This window comes from Luteococcus sp. H91 (assembly GCF_038433135.1).
Taxonomy (GTDB): domain Bacteria; phylum Actinomycetota; class Actinomycetes; order Propionibacteriales; family Propionibacteriaceae; genus Luteococcus.
The window spans coordinates 327342-342586 of the sequence record NZ_JBCDMV010000002.1 but is presented as its reverse complement, the minus strand read 5'-3'; the positions used below and the strand labels follow the sequence as shown (position 1 = coordinate 342586).

The following is a 15245-nucleotide window of genomic DNA, read 5'->3' as shown; positions in this document are numbered from 1 at the left end:
CGGGTTGCTGCGCGACGCTCGGATTCCCGAGACCCGCGTGTGTTGCAACCCACGCGGACCGCAACAACCCACTCGGATCGCTCTTTGGTCTACATGCCCCAGCATCAATGGGGTCTTCCGGATTTCAGGGCCTGTTGAAGGTCCTTGCTCCACTTGACGGGTGTCCGAAGCTCCGGATCGCCCCAGCGGTGCATCCACCAGCCCTGATTTCGCATTCTCTGCTCACGGGTCTTCTCGTCCCGCAGTACCTCGGAGACGTCCTGCCCGGGTTTCAGGAGCCGGCCGTACTTCACCCACCCGTCGAACTCCCCGACGACACCCCACTCGGGCCATGCGAAGTCCGCTCGTCCGATGCGCTGCCCTTGGCCATCGAGTACCCAGAACTGGAGCACCGGAACCGGAGCGCCGAACTCGTGCATGAACCATCGACTGCGTGACTCCCCGGCGCTCTCCGCCAGCGGATCCCCCAGTGCGGTCACCGCCCGGGCTCGTGGTGCTCCTGCCATCCGGCCTTGCGCTTCGACGATCTCGGCCAGCAACGCGGGGTTGGCTCCCTGGCGAAGCGCCGCATCCACGACGGCAAGCCCCCGGTCTGGGGTCAGGATCCGGGCCAGGTCCGCGGCCGTACGCTCCAGGGTGGTCACCGGCAGCCCCTCCACCTCGGTCACTTCGACGTCGTCGAGGCGAGCGCGGTGCACCTGGACGCTTGGGCGCCGCACGCCACCAGCAGTGCCCACTCTGGTGACGTGCACTCGCTCCAGCTCGTGGGCTGGGAGCGGGAGCCCATGCAAGGCTGCCGCCGAGTGGTGGCTCAGGACTCCGGAGTGAAGCCTCGGCCAGGTGGCGTGGGCCAGGATTCGGTGGCGAGCCTCGTACCGGGGCAAGGGCCCTGACGAGGCGTTCAGGTAGTCGCCCCGTCGGATCCGCAGATAGCGGCCCTCATTGACCAGGCGTCGGATGTCGGTGTCGGAGATCCCAAGGGCAGCCAGCTCGGAGCGGGTGAAGGTTTCCATACCCCTGTTATGTGCATCTGGCCCCGAAAAGTGTCAGCCATCCACAGGGGAATGTGAGCGAGAAGTTGTCCACAGGCTGCCGGGCCGGGCAACACAGGCAGGCGCTCGGGTTCCTGCGATCCGCGTGTGTTGCAACACGAGCGGACCGCAGGAACCCGAGCGCCTTGAGGGAACCCGAGCGCTTTGAGGGAACCCGAGCGACGGTATGTCAGGCGGGAACCACGTTGACCAGCTTGGGCGCCCGGACGATCACGGTGCGCACGCCATTCTCGGTGGCGGCCACCACCTTCGGGTGGGCCAGGGCCAGGGCCTTGAGCTCCTCCTCGGTGATCTCGGCGGAGACCTCCAGGGTGGCGCGCACCTTGCCCTTGATCTGCAGCACGCAGGTCACCTGCTCGTCGACCAGCTTGGCCTGATCCGCGACGGGGAAGCCGTGGTGGGTGAGGGTCTGGTCATGGCCCAGCCGCTGCCAGAGTTCCTCGGCCAGGTGCGGCGCCACCGGCGCCACCATCAGCACCAAGGCCTCGGCGGCCTCGCGTGGCACCGAATCCAGCTTGGTCAGCGCGTTGTTGAACTCGATCAGCCGGGCGATGGCGGTGTTGAAGCCCAGCGTCGCGTAGTCCTTGCGGACCGCGTCGATGGTCTTGTGCATGATCCGCTCGGTCTCGACGTCGAGCTCGGCCTCGACGACCCGCAGCTCACCGGTCTGTTCGTCGACCACATTGCGCCACAGCCGTTGCAGGAAGCGCTGCGAACCGACGACGGCGCGGGTGTCCCACGGCCGGCCGAGCTCCAGCGGCCCCATGCTCATCTCATAGACGCGGAAGGTGTCGGCGCCGTAGGCGGCATACATCTCGTCGGGGCTGACGGTGTTCTTGAGCGACTTGCCGATCTTGCCATACTCGCGGTTGACCTGCTTGCCCTCGAACCAGTACGTCGTCTGCTTGCCCTCACCCCGCTCCTCGATCTCGGCGGCCGGGACGTACTGGCCACGGCTGTCGGTGTAGGCGTAACCCTGGATCATCCCCTGCGCGAAGTACTTGCGGAAGGGCTCCTCGGAGCTGACGTGGCCAAGATCGAACAGCACCTTGTGCCAGAAGCGGGCGTACAGCAGGTGCAGCACGGCGTGCTCGGCACCGCCGACGTACAGGTCGACACCGCCGGGATCGCGGGTTCCCTCCGGGGCACCGGCGACGGCGGTGGCCTGCTGGCCCATCCAGTACTGCTCGACGGCCGGGTCGATCAGGGCCTGGTCATTGGCCGGATCCAGGTAGCGCAGGTAGTACCAGCAGGAACCCGCCCAGTTGGGCATGGTGTTGGTCTCGCGGCGGTACCTCTTGGGCCCGTCACCAAGATCAAGGGTGACCTCGACCCAGTCGGTGGCGCGGGCCAGCGGCGCCTCGGGCCGGGAGTCCCGGTCGTCGGGGTCGAAGGTGCGCGGCGAGTAGTCGTCCACCTCGGGCAGTTCCAGCGGCAGCATGCTGTCGGGCAGCGAGTGGGCAACGCCCTGCTCGTCGTAGACGATCGGGAAGGGCTCGCCCCAGTAGCGCTGGCGGCTGAACAGCCAGTCACGCATGCGGTAGTTGATGGTGCCGGTACCGCAGCCCTTGGCCTCCAGCCAGGCGATCATCGCCTGCTTGCTCTCGGCAACGGTCAGGCCGTTCAGGTCGAGCTCGTCATTCGACGAGTTGACCAGCACCCCCTCGCCGGTGAAGGCCTTGCCGTCGGCGACGGTGCCCTCCCACCCTGCGGCCGCCTTGCCATCGCCGTCCACCGGCGAGATCACGTCGATGATGTCGATGTCGAAGGCCTGCGCGAACTCGAAGTCACGCTCATCCCCGCTGGGCACCGCCATGATCGCGCCGGTGCCGTAGCCCATCAACACGTAGTCGGCGATGAAGACGGGCACTTGGGCGCCGTTGACCGGGTTGGTGGCCCAGGCACCGGTGAAGACGCCGGTCTTGGTCTTGTCGTCCATCTGGCGCTCGACGTCGGACTTGCGGCCCGCCTCGCGCTGGTAGTCCTCGACGGCCTGCTTCGGGCTGGCCGCGCCGGCTGTCCAGGCGTCCCTGGTGCCCTCGGGCCAACTGGTGCCCTCCCCCATCAACGAGGAGACCAGCGGGTGCTCGGGGGCCAGCACCATGAAGCTGGCGCCGAACAAGGTGTCGGGACGGGTGGTGAAGACCTCCAGATCCTCCCCATTCGGGCCGGTGAAGTGCACCCGGGCGCCATGGCTCTTGCCGATCCAGTTGCGCTGCAGGGCCTTGATGTTCTCCGGCCACTCGACGCGATCCAGATCCGAGGCCAGCCGGTCCGCGTAGGCGGTGATCCGCATCTTCCACTGCCGCAGGTTGGCCTTGAAGACCGGGAAGTTGCCACGCTCGGAGCGGCCCTCGTTGGTGACCTCCTCGTTGGCCAGCACGGTGCCCAAGCCGGGGGCCCAGTTCACCGGCGCCTCGTCGGCATAGGCCAGCCGGAAGGAGTCCAGGTAGTCGGCCTGCTGCTTGGCGTCCAGCTCGGCCCACTGCTTGCCGGCCATGTCACCGGTCAGCGCGCGCTGCCCGCTGGCGAGCTCGTCGACCAGTTCGCTGATCGGGCGGGCCTTGCCCAGACTGCCGTCGGCCCGCACCGCCTCGACGTCGTACCAGGCGTTGAAGATCTGGGCGAAGATCCACTGGGTCCACTTGTAGTAGCCGGGGTCGATGGTCTTGATCGAGCGGCGGTCGTCATGGGCCAGACCCAGGCGGCGCAGCTGGCGCCGGTAGGTGACGATGTTTGCCTCGGTGGTGGTGCGCGGGTGCGTGCCGGTCTGCACGGCGTACTGCTCGGCGGGCAGGCCGAAGGCGTCGTAGCCCATGGCGTGCAACACATTCTTGCCCAGCATCCGGTGGTACCGGCTGAAGACATCGGTGGCGATGTAGCCCAGCGGATGCCCGACGTGCAGCCCGGATCCCGACGGGTAGGGGAACATGTCGAGCACCAGCAACTTCTCCCGGCCGTCGACCTCCTCGGGCTCGGCCCACGGCCCGGCGGGATTCGGGGCGTGGAAGGTGCCCTCGGCTTCCCAGCGATCCTGCCAGGCCAGCTCGATCTGGTCGGCCAGCTCGGCGGTGTAGCGGTACTTCGGCTCGTTCATCATGTCCTCAAGATCGTCGGAAATCGTCTCGCGACGTACCCACTGAGGTTATCCCAGCCACGAACGTGGCGCTCGCCGGTCCAACCGGCGCTGCCCGATCGGGCGATGCCGCTCAACCGATCTGCTTGCGGGCCTTCTCCCGACGCAGGTACTCCCACAGGGCACCACCGGCGAGAGCCAGCCCGACGCCGGGGAAGGATGCCTCCACCCAGCCAATGCTCAGGGTGCTGGTGACCAGTGTGGTCACCACCCAGCAGACGGCCCAGATGGCCATGATGATCAACGTGTAGCAACCCATTCGGATCCAGCCGAAATCGGTCTTGGGGGTCTTGTCGCTGTCCATGACTCAATCCAACACCAATCGGGGATCGGCCCGCGTCATCCCGGCGGTCCGTTTGGGTTGCTCGCGGCTCAACCCTCAGGGGCACACGTGACCAGGCCGACCTCCGCCTTGAGGGCGAGGACGCGGGCGGCGTGCCTGGGCAGCTCGTCGGCGAAGGCCTTGTCCTTGGCGGCGCGTTCACGGATTCCGTCGGCCATGTCGTCGATCGTCGAGGCATCGGCATTGATCACCAGGTCTCCCCCAGCGGCGATGAAACGCACACCACGCTCGCCCACCGGCACCTCCTTGACCGCGGCGGCGGCGCCCAGGTCGTCGCTGATCACCACCTTCTGCCAGCCGAGCTGCTGGCGCAGCCCGTCGTTGATGATCTTGCTGCTGAAGACGGCGTGCACCCCCGGGTCGATCTTGGAATAGATGGTGGAGCTGATCATCACCGAACTGGCCCCGGCCTTCATCGGGCCGGTGAAGGCCGCCACATCGTCCAGCGTGGTCTGGCCGTCCACCGCGGTGCCGAAATCGGTATTGGCGGTGGCCCTGCCCAGACCGGGGAAGTGCTTCAGGCTGGAGGCCACTCGCGCGTCCGCCAGGCCCTGCACCGCGGCGGTCGCCTTGCGCGCCACGGTGACATCGTCGGTGCCGTAATTGCGATCCAGGGCGCCGACCCCCTCGCTGCGGGCGTCGTGCCCCGGCGGGACGACGTCGGCAACCGGCGCCAGGTCATAACGCACCCCCGCCGCCAACAGCTGCTGCCCCCAACCCTTCCACTTCTTGCGCAGCGCGGCGTCGGGGAGCTTGCCCTGCTCGGTGGCCGACGGCATGTCGGCAAAGCCATCGCCCTGCAGTCGCTGGATCTGGCCACCCTCCTGATCCGTGGCGAGCAGGATGGGCAGCTGGTCCGGGGCCCAGGACTGGATCTCCGAGCTGGCCCAGGCCGTGTCCTCCAGGCTGCGCGGCTCACCGCCCAGGTAGATCAACGAGCCCAGGTGGTTCTTCTTCACGACGGTGCGCAGCGTCTCCCCGGGGGTGGCCTCGGTGGTGCCGACCATCAGCAGCTGGCCGATCTGCTCGTCCCGGCTCAACTCCCCGGCCATGGCCCGGCAGCTGGGGCGTGCGGGGGTCGAGACGGCCGACGCACCGGTCGAGGTCGCCAAGGGAGCGGGGCTGGTCTCGTCACGCTTGGCGAAATCCTCCATCGACGAATCCGAACACGCGGTCAACAACAGGACACCGACCAGCCCGGCCGCGCACCCCTGACCGAACCTCGTCCACCTGTCGCCCCTCATGCCTGTGCCCGCTTCTGGGCCTGTTCCACCAGCCCGAGCAGGGCATTCTCCACCACTTCGGTCAGCGCCGGGTGGATCCAGTACTGGCCGCGCGCCATCTCTTCGATCCCCACCCCGAAGCTCATCGCCTGGACGATCGGCTGGATCAGGGTGGAGGCCTGCGGCCCGATGATGTGCGCCCCCAGCAGGTGCTCCGCCTTGTCGTCGGAGAGCAGCTTGACGAAGTGTTCCTGGTCTTCCAGCGCCCAGCCGTAGGCGACGTCGCCATAGGCCTGCACCTTGGCCAGGTAGGGCGTGCCCGCCTGCCGCAGCTCGTCCTCGGTGGCGCCCACCGCAGCGATCTGCGGATGGGTGAAGATGGCGTGCGGAATGAAGCGGTGATCCGTGCTGAGTGGCGACCCCTGGCCGGTGATCTCGTGCAGCAGGTTGGCCTGCACCACCCGGGCCTCGTGATTGGCGACGTGCTTCAGCTGCGACGCCGAACAGACGTCGCCCAGCGCCCAGATGTGCGGCTGGCTGGTGCGCTGGCATTCGTCCACCACCACATAACCGTCGTCATCCACCCGAACGCCGGCGCGATCCAGCTCCAGGCCGTCGGCATTGGGCACCCGGCCCAGCGCCGCCAGCACCACCTGCGCCGAATAGCTGTACTCGATGCCATTGGGATCCTGGGTCACCACCTCGACCCCGTCGCCATCGGGCTCCAGTGCGGTCACCTGCTGGTTCAGCTTGAGATTCACCCGCTCGGAGATGATCTTGGTGAATCGCTCGCTGACCTCGCGGTCCTCCCGGCGCAACAACCGTTCGCTGCGGTTGATCATGGTCACCTCGACGCCGTAGGCGCTGAAGATGTGGGCGAACTCGGCCGCGATGTAGCCGCCACCCAGGATGATCATGGAACGGGGCAGCTCCGGCAACCGCATGATCGTGTCCGACGTGTGCACCCGCGGCGCGACATCGGGATGCCCGGCACCGGGGACATCCAGCAGGGTTGCCCGGGAGCCGGCCGCCAGCACGAAGCGGTCGCCGCTGATCCGTACGGGTTGGTCCTCTCCCTGGATCGCGATCTCCAGCACGTCAGTGTCGACAAAGTGACCCGAACCGGGGAAGACCGTCACATTGTCGCTCTGCTCCCGCCAGGCCTTCCCGCCGGACGAGATCGGATCGATCCGGCCAAAGACCCGATCCCGGATCTGGTTGAAGTCGACCCCAGCCAGACGCAGGTCAACATTGATCCGCGCCGCGTCGGGTGGGCTGGCCGCATGATCCGCGGGCAGCACGAACATCTTGGTGGGAATGCAACCCACATTCAGACAGGTACCGCCGTAGACGCCGCGCTCAACCATGGCCACCCGCAGGCCATCGAAGCGCTCGTCGATGAGCATGTTGCCGGATCCGGATCCGATGATGACGACGTCGAAGTGCTCCATGCCCACCAAACTACCGGCGCCCACCCACAAATCCCGCAGGACGGCTCCGCGCCCACCCCCGGCCGCGGCGAATGAGGGCAAGGATCCAGCACCCGGAGCCAGGAAAACACCTCACCCGGGATTTCCTGCGGGAAAATTCGCAACGCCAGAAGAGGCTGCTTCCCATGGCGCCCAGAATTTTCCGAATGAAGGAACGCAGCACATTCCGCAAGTCAAGCAATTCACCAGAAGGTGACATTCATCACCGTTCTCCCGCCCCTCCCCGGTCAGACAGAAGTGCTTGTCACGCGCACCATGACAGGGACTACACGACACGGGTGCCATTTTGTCCCCCGAATGGGGGACAAATGGGGTTGGCTCTCTGTACCAAGCCTGAAGCAACGCCTCCGAGGCCCCCTGTGGTTTTTCAGCTGAAGCAAACAGTGCCAAAATTGAGGAATCGAAGGAAATCACGGGATGCGCGGTTGCCCTTCGGTGTCAATGCGACGAAATTGATTTCACCAGCATGGGGAGACCCATCCAGGTCGGCCCGGGATCGTTCGCCCGGGCGCGCGCTCTTCGGAGGCCGCGCCGACCAGCTGCAGACTCGTGTGGGGGCACGGACGCTGCAAACACCAGCAGGGCCGAGGAGCAACAGTTCCTCGGCCCTCGGTTCTTTTCCGGAGCCGAGGATGATCGAGCTCAGCCCTCCGGCCGCAGGTGCAGCCGTACCTGGGTGGCCTTCACCTGGGCGTACAGCCGCTTGCCCGGGGCAATCCCCAGTGCGGCGACCGACTGCGCGGTGAGATCCGCGGCCAGCGGACCGCCCTGCGGGAGCGTCAGCCGAATGCGGGCGGTGGCTCCTCGCGGATCGATCCCCACCACCACCACCGGCCAGACATTGCGCGGGCTCCCACCGGGAGCATCGCGGTGCAGTGAGACGGCCGACGGATCGAAGGTTGCCAGCGCCCACGCACCCCGAGCCGGTGTCGGGGCATCCGGGACCGGGGCATCCCACAGCCCGGCCACCACCACCCCCTCGGCCCGCAGCTGGCCCCCGTCGATCCTCCCTCGGATCAGGTTGGTGCCGGACAGCTCGGCCAGGAAGCCGGTGGTCGGGCGCCCCAGCAGCTCGGCCACCGCCCCCTGAGCCGTGACCCGGCCGGCCTCCAGGCAAACCAGCTGATCGGCCACCGCCCACAGGTCCAGCGGGTCATGGGTGACCAGCAGCGTGGTGGGGCGCGGCGGGGTGGCCAGGCGTCGGGCCAGCAACTGACGCATCACCGCGGCAACCCCCACGTCCAGGGCGACGAAGGGCTCGTCCAGGAGCAGCACCGCCGGGTCGGTGGCCAGCGCCCGGGCCAGCGCGACGCGCTGCGCCTGCCCCCCCGACAGACTCGCGGGCCGACGGCCTGCCAGGTGCTCGGCCCCGACGGCGGCCAGCTCCGCACTCGCCCGCTCCCGGGCGCGGCGGCGGGAGGCTCCCCGGGCGCGCGGGCCGAAGGCCACATTGTCCAGCACATCCAGATGGGGGAAGAGCAGCGGCCGCTGCTGCAGCAGGGCGATCGGGCGACGGTGGGTGGGCAGGTGGGTGGAGGCATCGGTGATCGTCATCCCCCCGAGGGCGACGCTGCCCGCGTCGGGGCGCAGCCGACCGTCGACCAGCTGCACCAGCGTCGTTTTCCCGGCACCATTGGGGCCCACCACGGCGGTGGTCAGCCCCGCGGGAAAGGCCAGGTCCACCTGGACGTCGCGGACGGCAACCCGGGCGTTGATCCGCACGCCGTCGGGCTCAAACATGGGGCTGCCTGCGGGTGATCCAGCCGGACAAACCCATCAGCGCCGCGGCCAACAGCAACAGCACGAAGGACAGGGCCAGCGCACCGTCGGGGTCACTCTCCCGGGTGAGGTAGATGGCCTGGGGCAGGGTCTGGGTGACCCCGGGCAGGGAGCCGGCGAAGGTGAGGGTGGCCCCGAACTCCCCCAGCGCCCGGGCGAAGGCCATCGCCGCGCCGCCGATCAGGGCCGGTGCCAGCAGCGGCAATGTCACCCTGGTCAGGGCCCGGGTGGGTGAGGCCCCCAGGGTGGCGGCCACCCGCTCGAAATCCGGATCCAGGGTGCGCAGCGCCCCCTCCAGCGCCACCACGAAGTAGGGCATGGCGACGAAGGTCTGGCCGATCACGACGGCCAGGGTGGTGAAGCCGATCTCGATCCCCCAGGCGGAGAAGTGGGCACCCAGCAGGCCACGTCGGCCCAAAGTGACCAGCAGCGCCAGACCCGCCACCACCGGCGGCAGCACCATCGGCAGCACCGCGAAGACCCTTGCCACCAAGGCCCAGGGGCCGTTGGCGCGGGCCAGCAGCAGGGCCAGCGGCAGGCCGAGCAGGATCACCAGCACCAGCGAGCAGCCGCAGGTGAGCAGGCTCAGGCGCAACGCCGCCAGCGATTCGGGCTGGGCGATCAGGGTGGCCAGCCGCGGCCACGGGATCCGGCTGAGCAGCCCCGCGATCGGAAGGGCGACGAAGAGCAGACCGAACCCGGCGGGCCAGTACAACCATCGCGGCAGGGGCGAGCCTGGGCTCACGATGTGCCGAAACCGGCGTCGGCCAGCACCCGCTGCCCCTTCTGGCCGGTCACCTCGTCGACGAAGTCCTGCGCCAGCTGGGGGTGCTTGCTGGCGGCCGTCACGGCGATCGGGTAGCGGTTGACCACCCGCTCCGCGCCGGGGATGGCCACCGTGGCCACCTGCTCCCCCGCGCCCTTCGCGTCGGTGGCGTAGACCACACCGGCGTCGGCCTCGCCGGAGGTGACCTTGCCCAGCACGTCGGTGACACTCTGTTCCGCCGAGACCGGTTGGGGCGTGACCCTGAGCCTGGCCTGCAGCGTGGCCAGCGCATTGCCACAGGGCACGCCCGTGGCGCAGACCACCAGCTTCTTGCCGTCCAGCGAGGAATCCAGCCCGGTGATCTGCTTCGGGTTGCCGGGGGCCACCGCGAGGGTGAGCACATTGCTGGCGAAGATCCTGGGGGTGCCGGTGACCAGCTCTGCCTCGGTGGCCGTGGTCATGTTCTTCTCGTCGGCGGAGGCGAAGACGTCGGCCGGGGCGCCCTCCTTGATCTGGGTGACCAGGGTGGAACTGCCGTTGAAGGAGAGCGCGACGGTGGTGCCGGGGTGCGCGGTCTCGAAGTCCTTGGCGATGGTGGTGAAGGTGGACTTCAGCGAGGCGGCGGCGAAGACATGCAGCGTGGCGGCATCGGCCTTCCTGTCCGGCCCCGAGCAGCCGAGCAGGGCCGGTGGCAGGAGCAGGGCGCCGGCGGCCAGCAGGGTGGTTCGGGATCGCATGCTTCCTCAGTTCTCCAGGACGACATTGGTGGCCTTGACCCGCGCGGTGGTGACCACGCCGGGTTCCAGCCCGAGTTCCCGCACCGCCTCGGTGGAGATCAGCGAGACCACCCGGTAGGGGCCGCACTGCAGCTCCACCTGGCTCATCACCTGATCGGAGACCACCCGGGTTACCAGACCGCGGAACTGGTTGCGGGCCGAGGTGCGAGTGGCAGGGTCCTCGCGCTGGGCGCCGGCGAGCTCCTGGGCCAGCCGGGCCACCTCCACGCCGTCGACGACGCTGCGCCCCGACGCGTCCTTGCTGGCGCCCAGCCGGTCGGCGTCGATCCAACGGCGTACGGTGTCATCGCTCACGCCCAACAGGCTGGCGGCTTCGGATATCCTCAACTGCGGCACGTGGGGAGCCTAACACCCGCAGCCACGGAACAGCGGGTGGCTTGGACCGGGGCAGATCGGCCCAGTACCCAGGGGTCACTGCTCCAGGTCGCCGTCCAGGTACACCCAGCGCCCGGCCCGGCGGACGAAGAAGCTCCGCTCGGCCAGCACCCCGCGGGCGCGGCCCTGCCTCCAGCGCGCGGTGAAGCTCACCTCGCCCGACTCGTCGTCGGGGCCACCGTCGACGACCTCGGTGATCCGCAGCCCCTCCCACACCTGCCCCGGGTCTGGCGTGCAGTCGTCGGGGCGCTTCGACGGGTGCCAGGTGCGCCACAGGTGATTGGCGGCCGCCGGATGCCGCCCGGCCAGCGCGAAGGCGGTGTAGCGCGAGCGCATCAGCGCCTGGGCGGTGGGCGCCAGATGCCCGTCGAGGAAGGGCCCGCAACACTGCGCAAAGGTCTGGCCGCTCCCGCAGGGGCATGGCTGGGCGTCCAGCGCGACCAACTCAGGCCCGCTTGGACCGCTGGGCTTGCTTGGCCGGCTTGACCGCCAGCCGAGCGATCGGGACGGAGATCATCGCCGGCATGATCTTGGCCACATGTCCCTGCAGCGCGTTGTAGAGGCCGTCGGTGACGCTGGGCAGCCGGCGATCCAGGGCCTTGAAGGTGCTGGCCACCACCTGATCCGGGGTGCGGCGCTTGGCGAGCACCTGGTCATCGCCGGCGGCGTCGAAGAAGGGCGTCTCGGTGGGGCCGGGGCAGATCGCGGTGACCCGCACCGGGGTGTTGCGGGTCTCCTGCCAGAGCGCCTGGGTGAAGCTCAGCACGAAGGCCTTGGTGGCGGCGTAGACGGCCATCGTCGGGATCGGCTGGAAGGCCGCGGTACTGGCCACATTGATGATCGAGCCTGAGCTCTGGGCCAGCATGCCGGGCAGGAAGAGCCGGCTGAGGTGGGCGACCGCGCCGCAGTTCAGCCCGATCTCGTCGTTCAGCCGGTCGACGTCGGCGGTGGCCAGTTCCCCGATGGTGCCGAAACCGGCATTGTTCACCAGCACGTCGACGGTGATCTGGCGTCGCTCCAGCTCGGCGGCCAACTCATTGCGGGCGGCCTCCTCGGAGAGGTCGACGGGGATCACGATGGCCCCGACGCCGTAGCGGGCGCGGGCGTCGGCGGCGATCTGCTCCAGCTGTTCGGTGCGTCGGCTGACCAGCACCAGGTCATGGCCCTGGCTGGCGAGGTGATTGCAGAAGGCCTGTCCCAGGCCGCCGGATGCTCCGGTCACGAGTGCATGCATGGCCACAGCCTAGTCGGGTGCGCCTTGGGCCACCCCGGTCGGCCGATCCCGAGGTTAAGGCGAACGGGTCGGCCCTGGGCCACCGGCGCACAGCGCGGAGTCCAGGGCTCAGGGGCCGGAGAGCAGCGTGACCAGCACCAGCATCAGCGGCACCAGGGCGAAGGCGGCCACGGCGTTGGCGATGAAGAGCTTGGTGCGGCGCTGCTGCACCGCCACCAGGGAGCCGACCAGTCCGAAGACCGTCACCATCAGCGCGACCACCAGCGGGGCCATCACCCCCATCAGGTAGGCCCAGGGCAGACCCGCGGCGCAGAGCAGGGCCAGCACCAGGGTGGTGACCGGCAGCCAGCCACGCCGCGTCGATCCGACGACGGCCTCTGGTTCAACTGTCATGGCCCCGACGTTAGCCGTTCGCCCGGTGCGCCTGCATCCCCGTCCAGTACCCGGCACGTCGCGGTGGGCGGAACCGCTGGCTCAGATGCCGGCGTAGGAGTGCAGGCCGCTGACCAGCAGGTTGATCCCGATGAAGTTGAACCAGAAACTGGCCACGCCGATGATCGCGATGACGGCGGCATTGCGGCCGCGCCACCCGGCCGTCGCCCGGGCGTGCAGGTACATGGCGTAGACCACCCAGGTGACCAGGCTCCAGGTCTCCTTGGGGTCCCAGCCCCAGAAACGTCCCCAGGCGTACTCGGCCCAGATGGAGCCGGCGGCGATGGTGAAGGTCCAGATCGGGAAGGCGAAGGCATGCGCCCGGTAGGCGAAGGTGTCCATCTGCTTGGCGGTGGGCAACTTGGCCAGGTAACCGGTGCGCGGTGTGCCGACGGCCTTCGCCTCGGCACGCTCCTGGAAGAGGTAGATGATCGACGCCATGCCTCCCAGGTTGAAGGCCGCGCCGGCGATGCAGGCGGCGACGATGTGGATGATGAACCAGACCGAGTGCAGGGCCGGCACCAGCGGGGCCACCGCGACGTAGAAGACGGTGGCGGCCAGACCATTGCCGACGGCCAGCAGCAGCGTGATCGGCAACCCGAGCCAGCGCATGTTCCTGGTCAGCGCCAGCCAGACATAGGCGACCACCACGAAGAGCAGGGCGGAGATGGTGAACTCGTACATGTTGCCCCAGGGCGCGCGGTTGGCGGCGACGCCGCGCAGCACGGTGCCCAGCGCATGGCTGACCAGCGCGATCAGGGTGAGGCCCAGCCCCAGCCGGCCGAACATGTCCACCCGCACGCGGGCCGCCTCGTCGTCGGGCGACGAGAGGCGACTGGCGTGGACAGGCTCAGCCGACGTGGTGGCCTCGACCGGCCCACCCGCCGTGGACCCAGCGCGGGCACCAACCAGTTCCGGGGCCTCGACCGGCTCAGCCCCGGTCGGCTCCGCGGACAGCCCGCGGGCCGAGGCCCATTCGGCGGCGTGCGCCATGAAGGCCAGCAGATACACCACCGCCGCGGTGACGATGCCCAGCGCGGACAGCTCCTGGATGCTCACTTCTTCTCCTCTGTGCCGATGGCCGCGGCGGTCAGGTCATCGACGTCCTCGGCCAGCCCGGTGCGGGCGTCGGCTCGATCCAGCCCGGCCGTTTCCAGCACAAGGGTGCCATCTTCCAGGGCCCTGGTGCGCAGCCACAGCCGTCGCGGACGGACGAACAGGCTCAGGCAGAGTCCCAGCACCGCGGCGGCGATGGAGCCGAAGGTGAGTGGCAGGCCCGGCGCGCGGCTGATCTGCACCTTGCTCCACCGGCTCCAACCATCCAGCTCGATGCTGCCCTTGCCGTCGGGCAGGGTGTAGCCCTCCCCCGGCTTGAGCATGAAACGCAGCACGTCGTCACCATCGGTGAACTGGGTCAGTCCGGCCGTGTCCAGTGCGTAGATGTTCTCCGGCTTGCCGGTCTCGGTCTTCGGCTTGCCGTGATAGGCGTTCAGGAAGAGCTTGGGGTTGTAGGCGTCGGGGAAGAGCGACTGGCCCATCATCCCGCTCTCCGGGGCGGTGGGCAGGAAGACGCCCTGGAAGGCGAGCCGCTCCGGGCGGGCGTCGGGGGCCTTGATCACGCCCGACGAGGTGAAATTGCCGTCCTGCGGCAGGAAGACCACCGGCCCGGACCAGGCGACCTTGCCGGCCCCGTCCTTCACGGTGACGTGCGCGGCATAGCCGTGACCGATCAGGTGGATCTTGTTGCCCTTGATGGTCACCGGGTGGTTCACCCGCACCGTGCTGGCGCTGGTGGTGCCGCCCTCCGTGACGTCCATCTTGGCCTGGAAGTCCCGCGCGGCACCCCGCTGCACCTGGCCGGTCTCGAACTTCACGATGAACTTCTTCAGCTTGAGCGTGAAGGGGGCCAGATTGTCCGTGTCCACCCAGGCGCCGGCGTGGTACTCGTCGTACTGGGTGATGGAATTGCTGAACCCCTGCCCCTCGACGAGGATCGTCGAGCCCTTGAAGCCGAGCATGTTGTTCCACGCGATGCCGAGCAGCACAAAGACCAGGCTGAGGTGGAAGAGCAGGTTGCCGAATTCGCGCAGGTAGCCGCGCTCGGCGCTGATCCCCTGCTGCCCGTCGGGCAGCTCGAGACGCTCGGTGCGGAAGCGACGCTTGCGCAGCCAGGCCTCCGCATTGTCCAGGCTGGCACCGGCCGCCGACGCGTCCAGGCTGGTCAGGCGGTGTTCGGGCAGCCGGTCGAGTCGCGACGGCAGCCGCGCGGGCCGGCCGCGAACCGCCCGCCAGTAGACCCGGATCCGGGGGACGATGCAGCCGATCAGACTGGCGAAGAGCAGCAGGTAGATGGCGCTGAACCAGGGCGAGGTGTACACGTCGTACATCCCCAGCGGCTCGTAGAACTTGTCCAGCGTCGGATGGTCGGCCTTGAAGGCGGTCACCTTCTGGGCACTCTGCCCACGCTGCGGGATGAGCGAGCCGGGGATGGCGCCCAGCGCCAGCAGGAAGAGCAGCGCCAGGGCGGTGCGCATGCTGGTCAACTGGGTCCACACCCAGCGCAGCATCTCCACCGGCTTCAGGGCCGACGTCGTGCTGCCGGTGCTGGTGCTCATCTG

The 15245-nt window shown here is 68.7% G+C and carries 14 protein-coding genes; all 14 read right to left on the bottom strand.

The window, feature by feature from the left end; genetic code table 11:
• Positions 1-104: 104 nt before the first annotated feature.
• The 14 genes from AAEX57_RS02285 to resB all read right to left on the bottom strand — a co-directional run bounded on the left by AAEX57_RS02285 (position 105) and on the right by resB (position 15242).
• On the bottom strand, positions 105-1013 hold the full coding sequence (locus tag AAEX57_RS02285) for a type IV toxin-antitoxin system AbiEi family antitoxin domain-containing protein (RefSeq protein WP_342090640.1): 909 nt from the start codon (positions 1011-1013) through the stop codon (positions 105-107).
• Positions 1014-1221: 208 nt separating this feature from the next.
• Positions 1222-4152 (bottom strand): leucine--tRNA ligase, encoded by a 2931-nt coding sequence (leuS, locus tag AAEX57_RS02280; RefSeq protein ID WP_446721050.1) that lies wholly within the window; start codon positions 4150-4152, stop codon positions 1222-1224.
• A gap of 109 nt (positions 4153-4261) precedes the next feature.
• Positions 4262-4492, bottom strand: a complete 231-nt coding sequence (locus AAEX57_RS02275) for a hypothetical protein (RefSeq protein ID WP_342090639.1) — start codon at positions 4490-4492, stop codon at positions 4262-4264.
• Between the two features lie 68 nt (positions 4493-4560).
• Positions 4561-5685, bottom strand: a complete 1125-nt coding sequence (locus AAEX57_RS02270; protein WP_342090638.1) for a glycoside hydrolase family 3 N-terminal domain-containing protein — start codon at positions 5683-5685, stop codon at positions 4561-4563.
• Between the two features lie 86 nt (positions 5686-5771).
• Entirely contained in the window at positions 5772-7205 is a 1434-nt protein-coding gene (locus AAEX57_RS02265) for a mycothione reductase (protein WP_342090637.1), read from the bottom strand.
• A 681-nt stretch (positions 7206-7886) separates the two neighbouring features.
• On the bottom strand, positions 7887-8984 hold the full coding sequence (locus tag AAEX57_RS02260) for a sulfate/molybdate ABC transporter ATP-binding protein (protein ID WP_342090636.1): 1098 nt from the start codon (positions 8982-8984) through the stop codon (positions 7887-7889).
• Complete coding sequence (locus AAEX57_RS02255; RefSeq protein ID WP_342090635.1) at positions 8977-9768, bottom strand: ABC transporter permease; 792 nt, start codon at positions 9766-9768, stop codon at positions 8977-8979. The genes AAEX57_RS02260 and AAEX57_RS02255 overlap by 8 nt, the downstream gene beginning before the upstream one ends.
• Positions 9765-10526, bottom strand: coding sequence for a molybdate ABC transporter substrate-binding protein (modA, locus tag AAEX57_RS02250; protein ID WP_342090633.1), 762 nt, complete (start codon positions 10524-10526; stop codon positions 9765-9767). Before modA ends, AAEX57_RS02255 begins: the two co-directional genes overlap by 4 nt.
• Positions 10527-10532: 6 nt before the next feature.
• Entirely contained in the window at positions 10533-10922 is a 390-nt protein-coding gene (locus tag AAEX57_RS02245) for a TOBE domain-containing protein (RefSeq protein ID WP_342090632.1), read from the bottom strand.
• A 75-nt stretch (positions 10923-10997) separates the two neighbouring features.
• The gene (locus AAEX57_RS02240; RefSeq protein ID WP_342090631.1) at positions 10998-11405 is read right to left on the bottom strand and encodes a YchJ family protein; all 408 of its coding nucleotides are present in this window, start codon (positions 11403-11405) and stop codon (positions 10998-11000) included.
• 1 nt (position 11406) lies between these two features.
• A complete protein-coding gene (locus tag AAEX57_RS02235; RefSeq protein ID WP_342090630.1) occupies positions 11407-12195 on the bottom strand; it encodes an SDR family NAD(P)-dependent oxidoreductase in 789 nt (262 codons plus the stop codon).
• A 108-nt stretch (positions 12196-12303) separates the two neighbouring features.
• Complete coding sequence (locus AAEX57_RS02230) at positions 12304-12588, bottom strand: hypothetical protein (RefSeq protein ID WP_342090629.1); 285 nt, start codon at positions 12586-12588, stop codon at positions 12304-12306.
• 81 nt (positions 12589-12669) lie between these two features.
• Positions 12670-13686 carry a c-type cytochrome biogenesis protein CcsB gene (ccsB, locus tag AAEX57_RS02225; protein ID WP_342090628.1) on the bottom strand — a complete coding sequence of 339 codons (1017 nt, stop codon included), beginning with the start codon at positions 13684-13686 and terminating at the stop codon, positions 12670-12672.
• Positions 13683-15242 (bottom strand): cytochrome c biogenesis protein ResB, encoded by a 1560-nt coding sequence (resB, locus tag AAEX57_RS02220; RefSeq protein ID WP_446721048.1) that lies wholly within the window; start codon positions 15240-15242, stop codon positions 13683-13685. The genes ccsB and resB overlap by 4 nt, the downstream gene beginning before the upstream one ends.
• Positions 15243-15245: the final 3 nt, after the last annotated feature.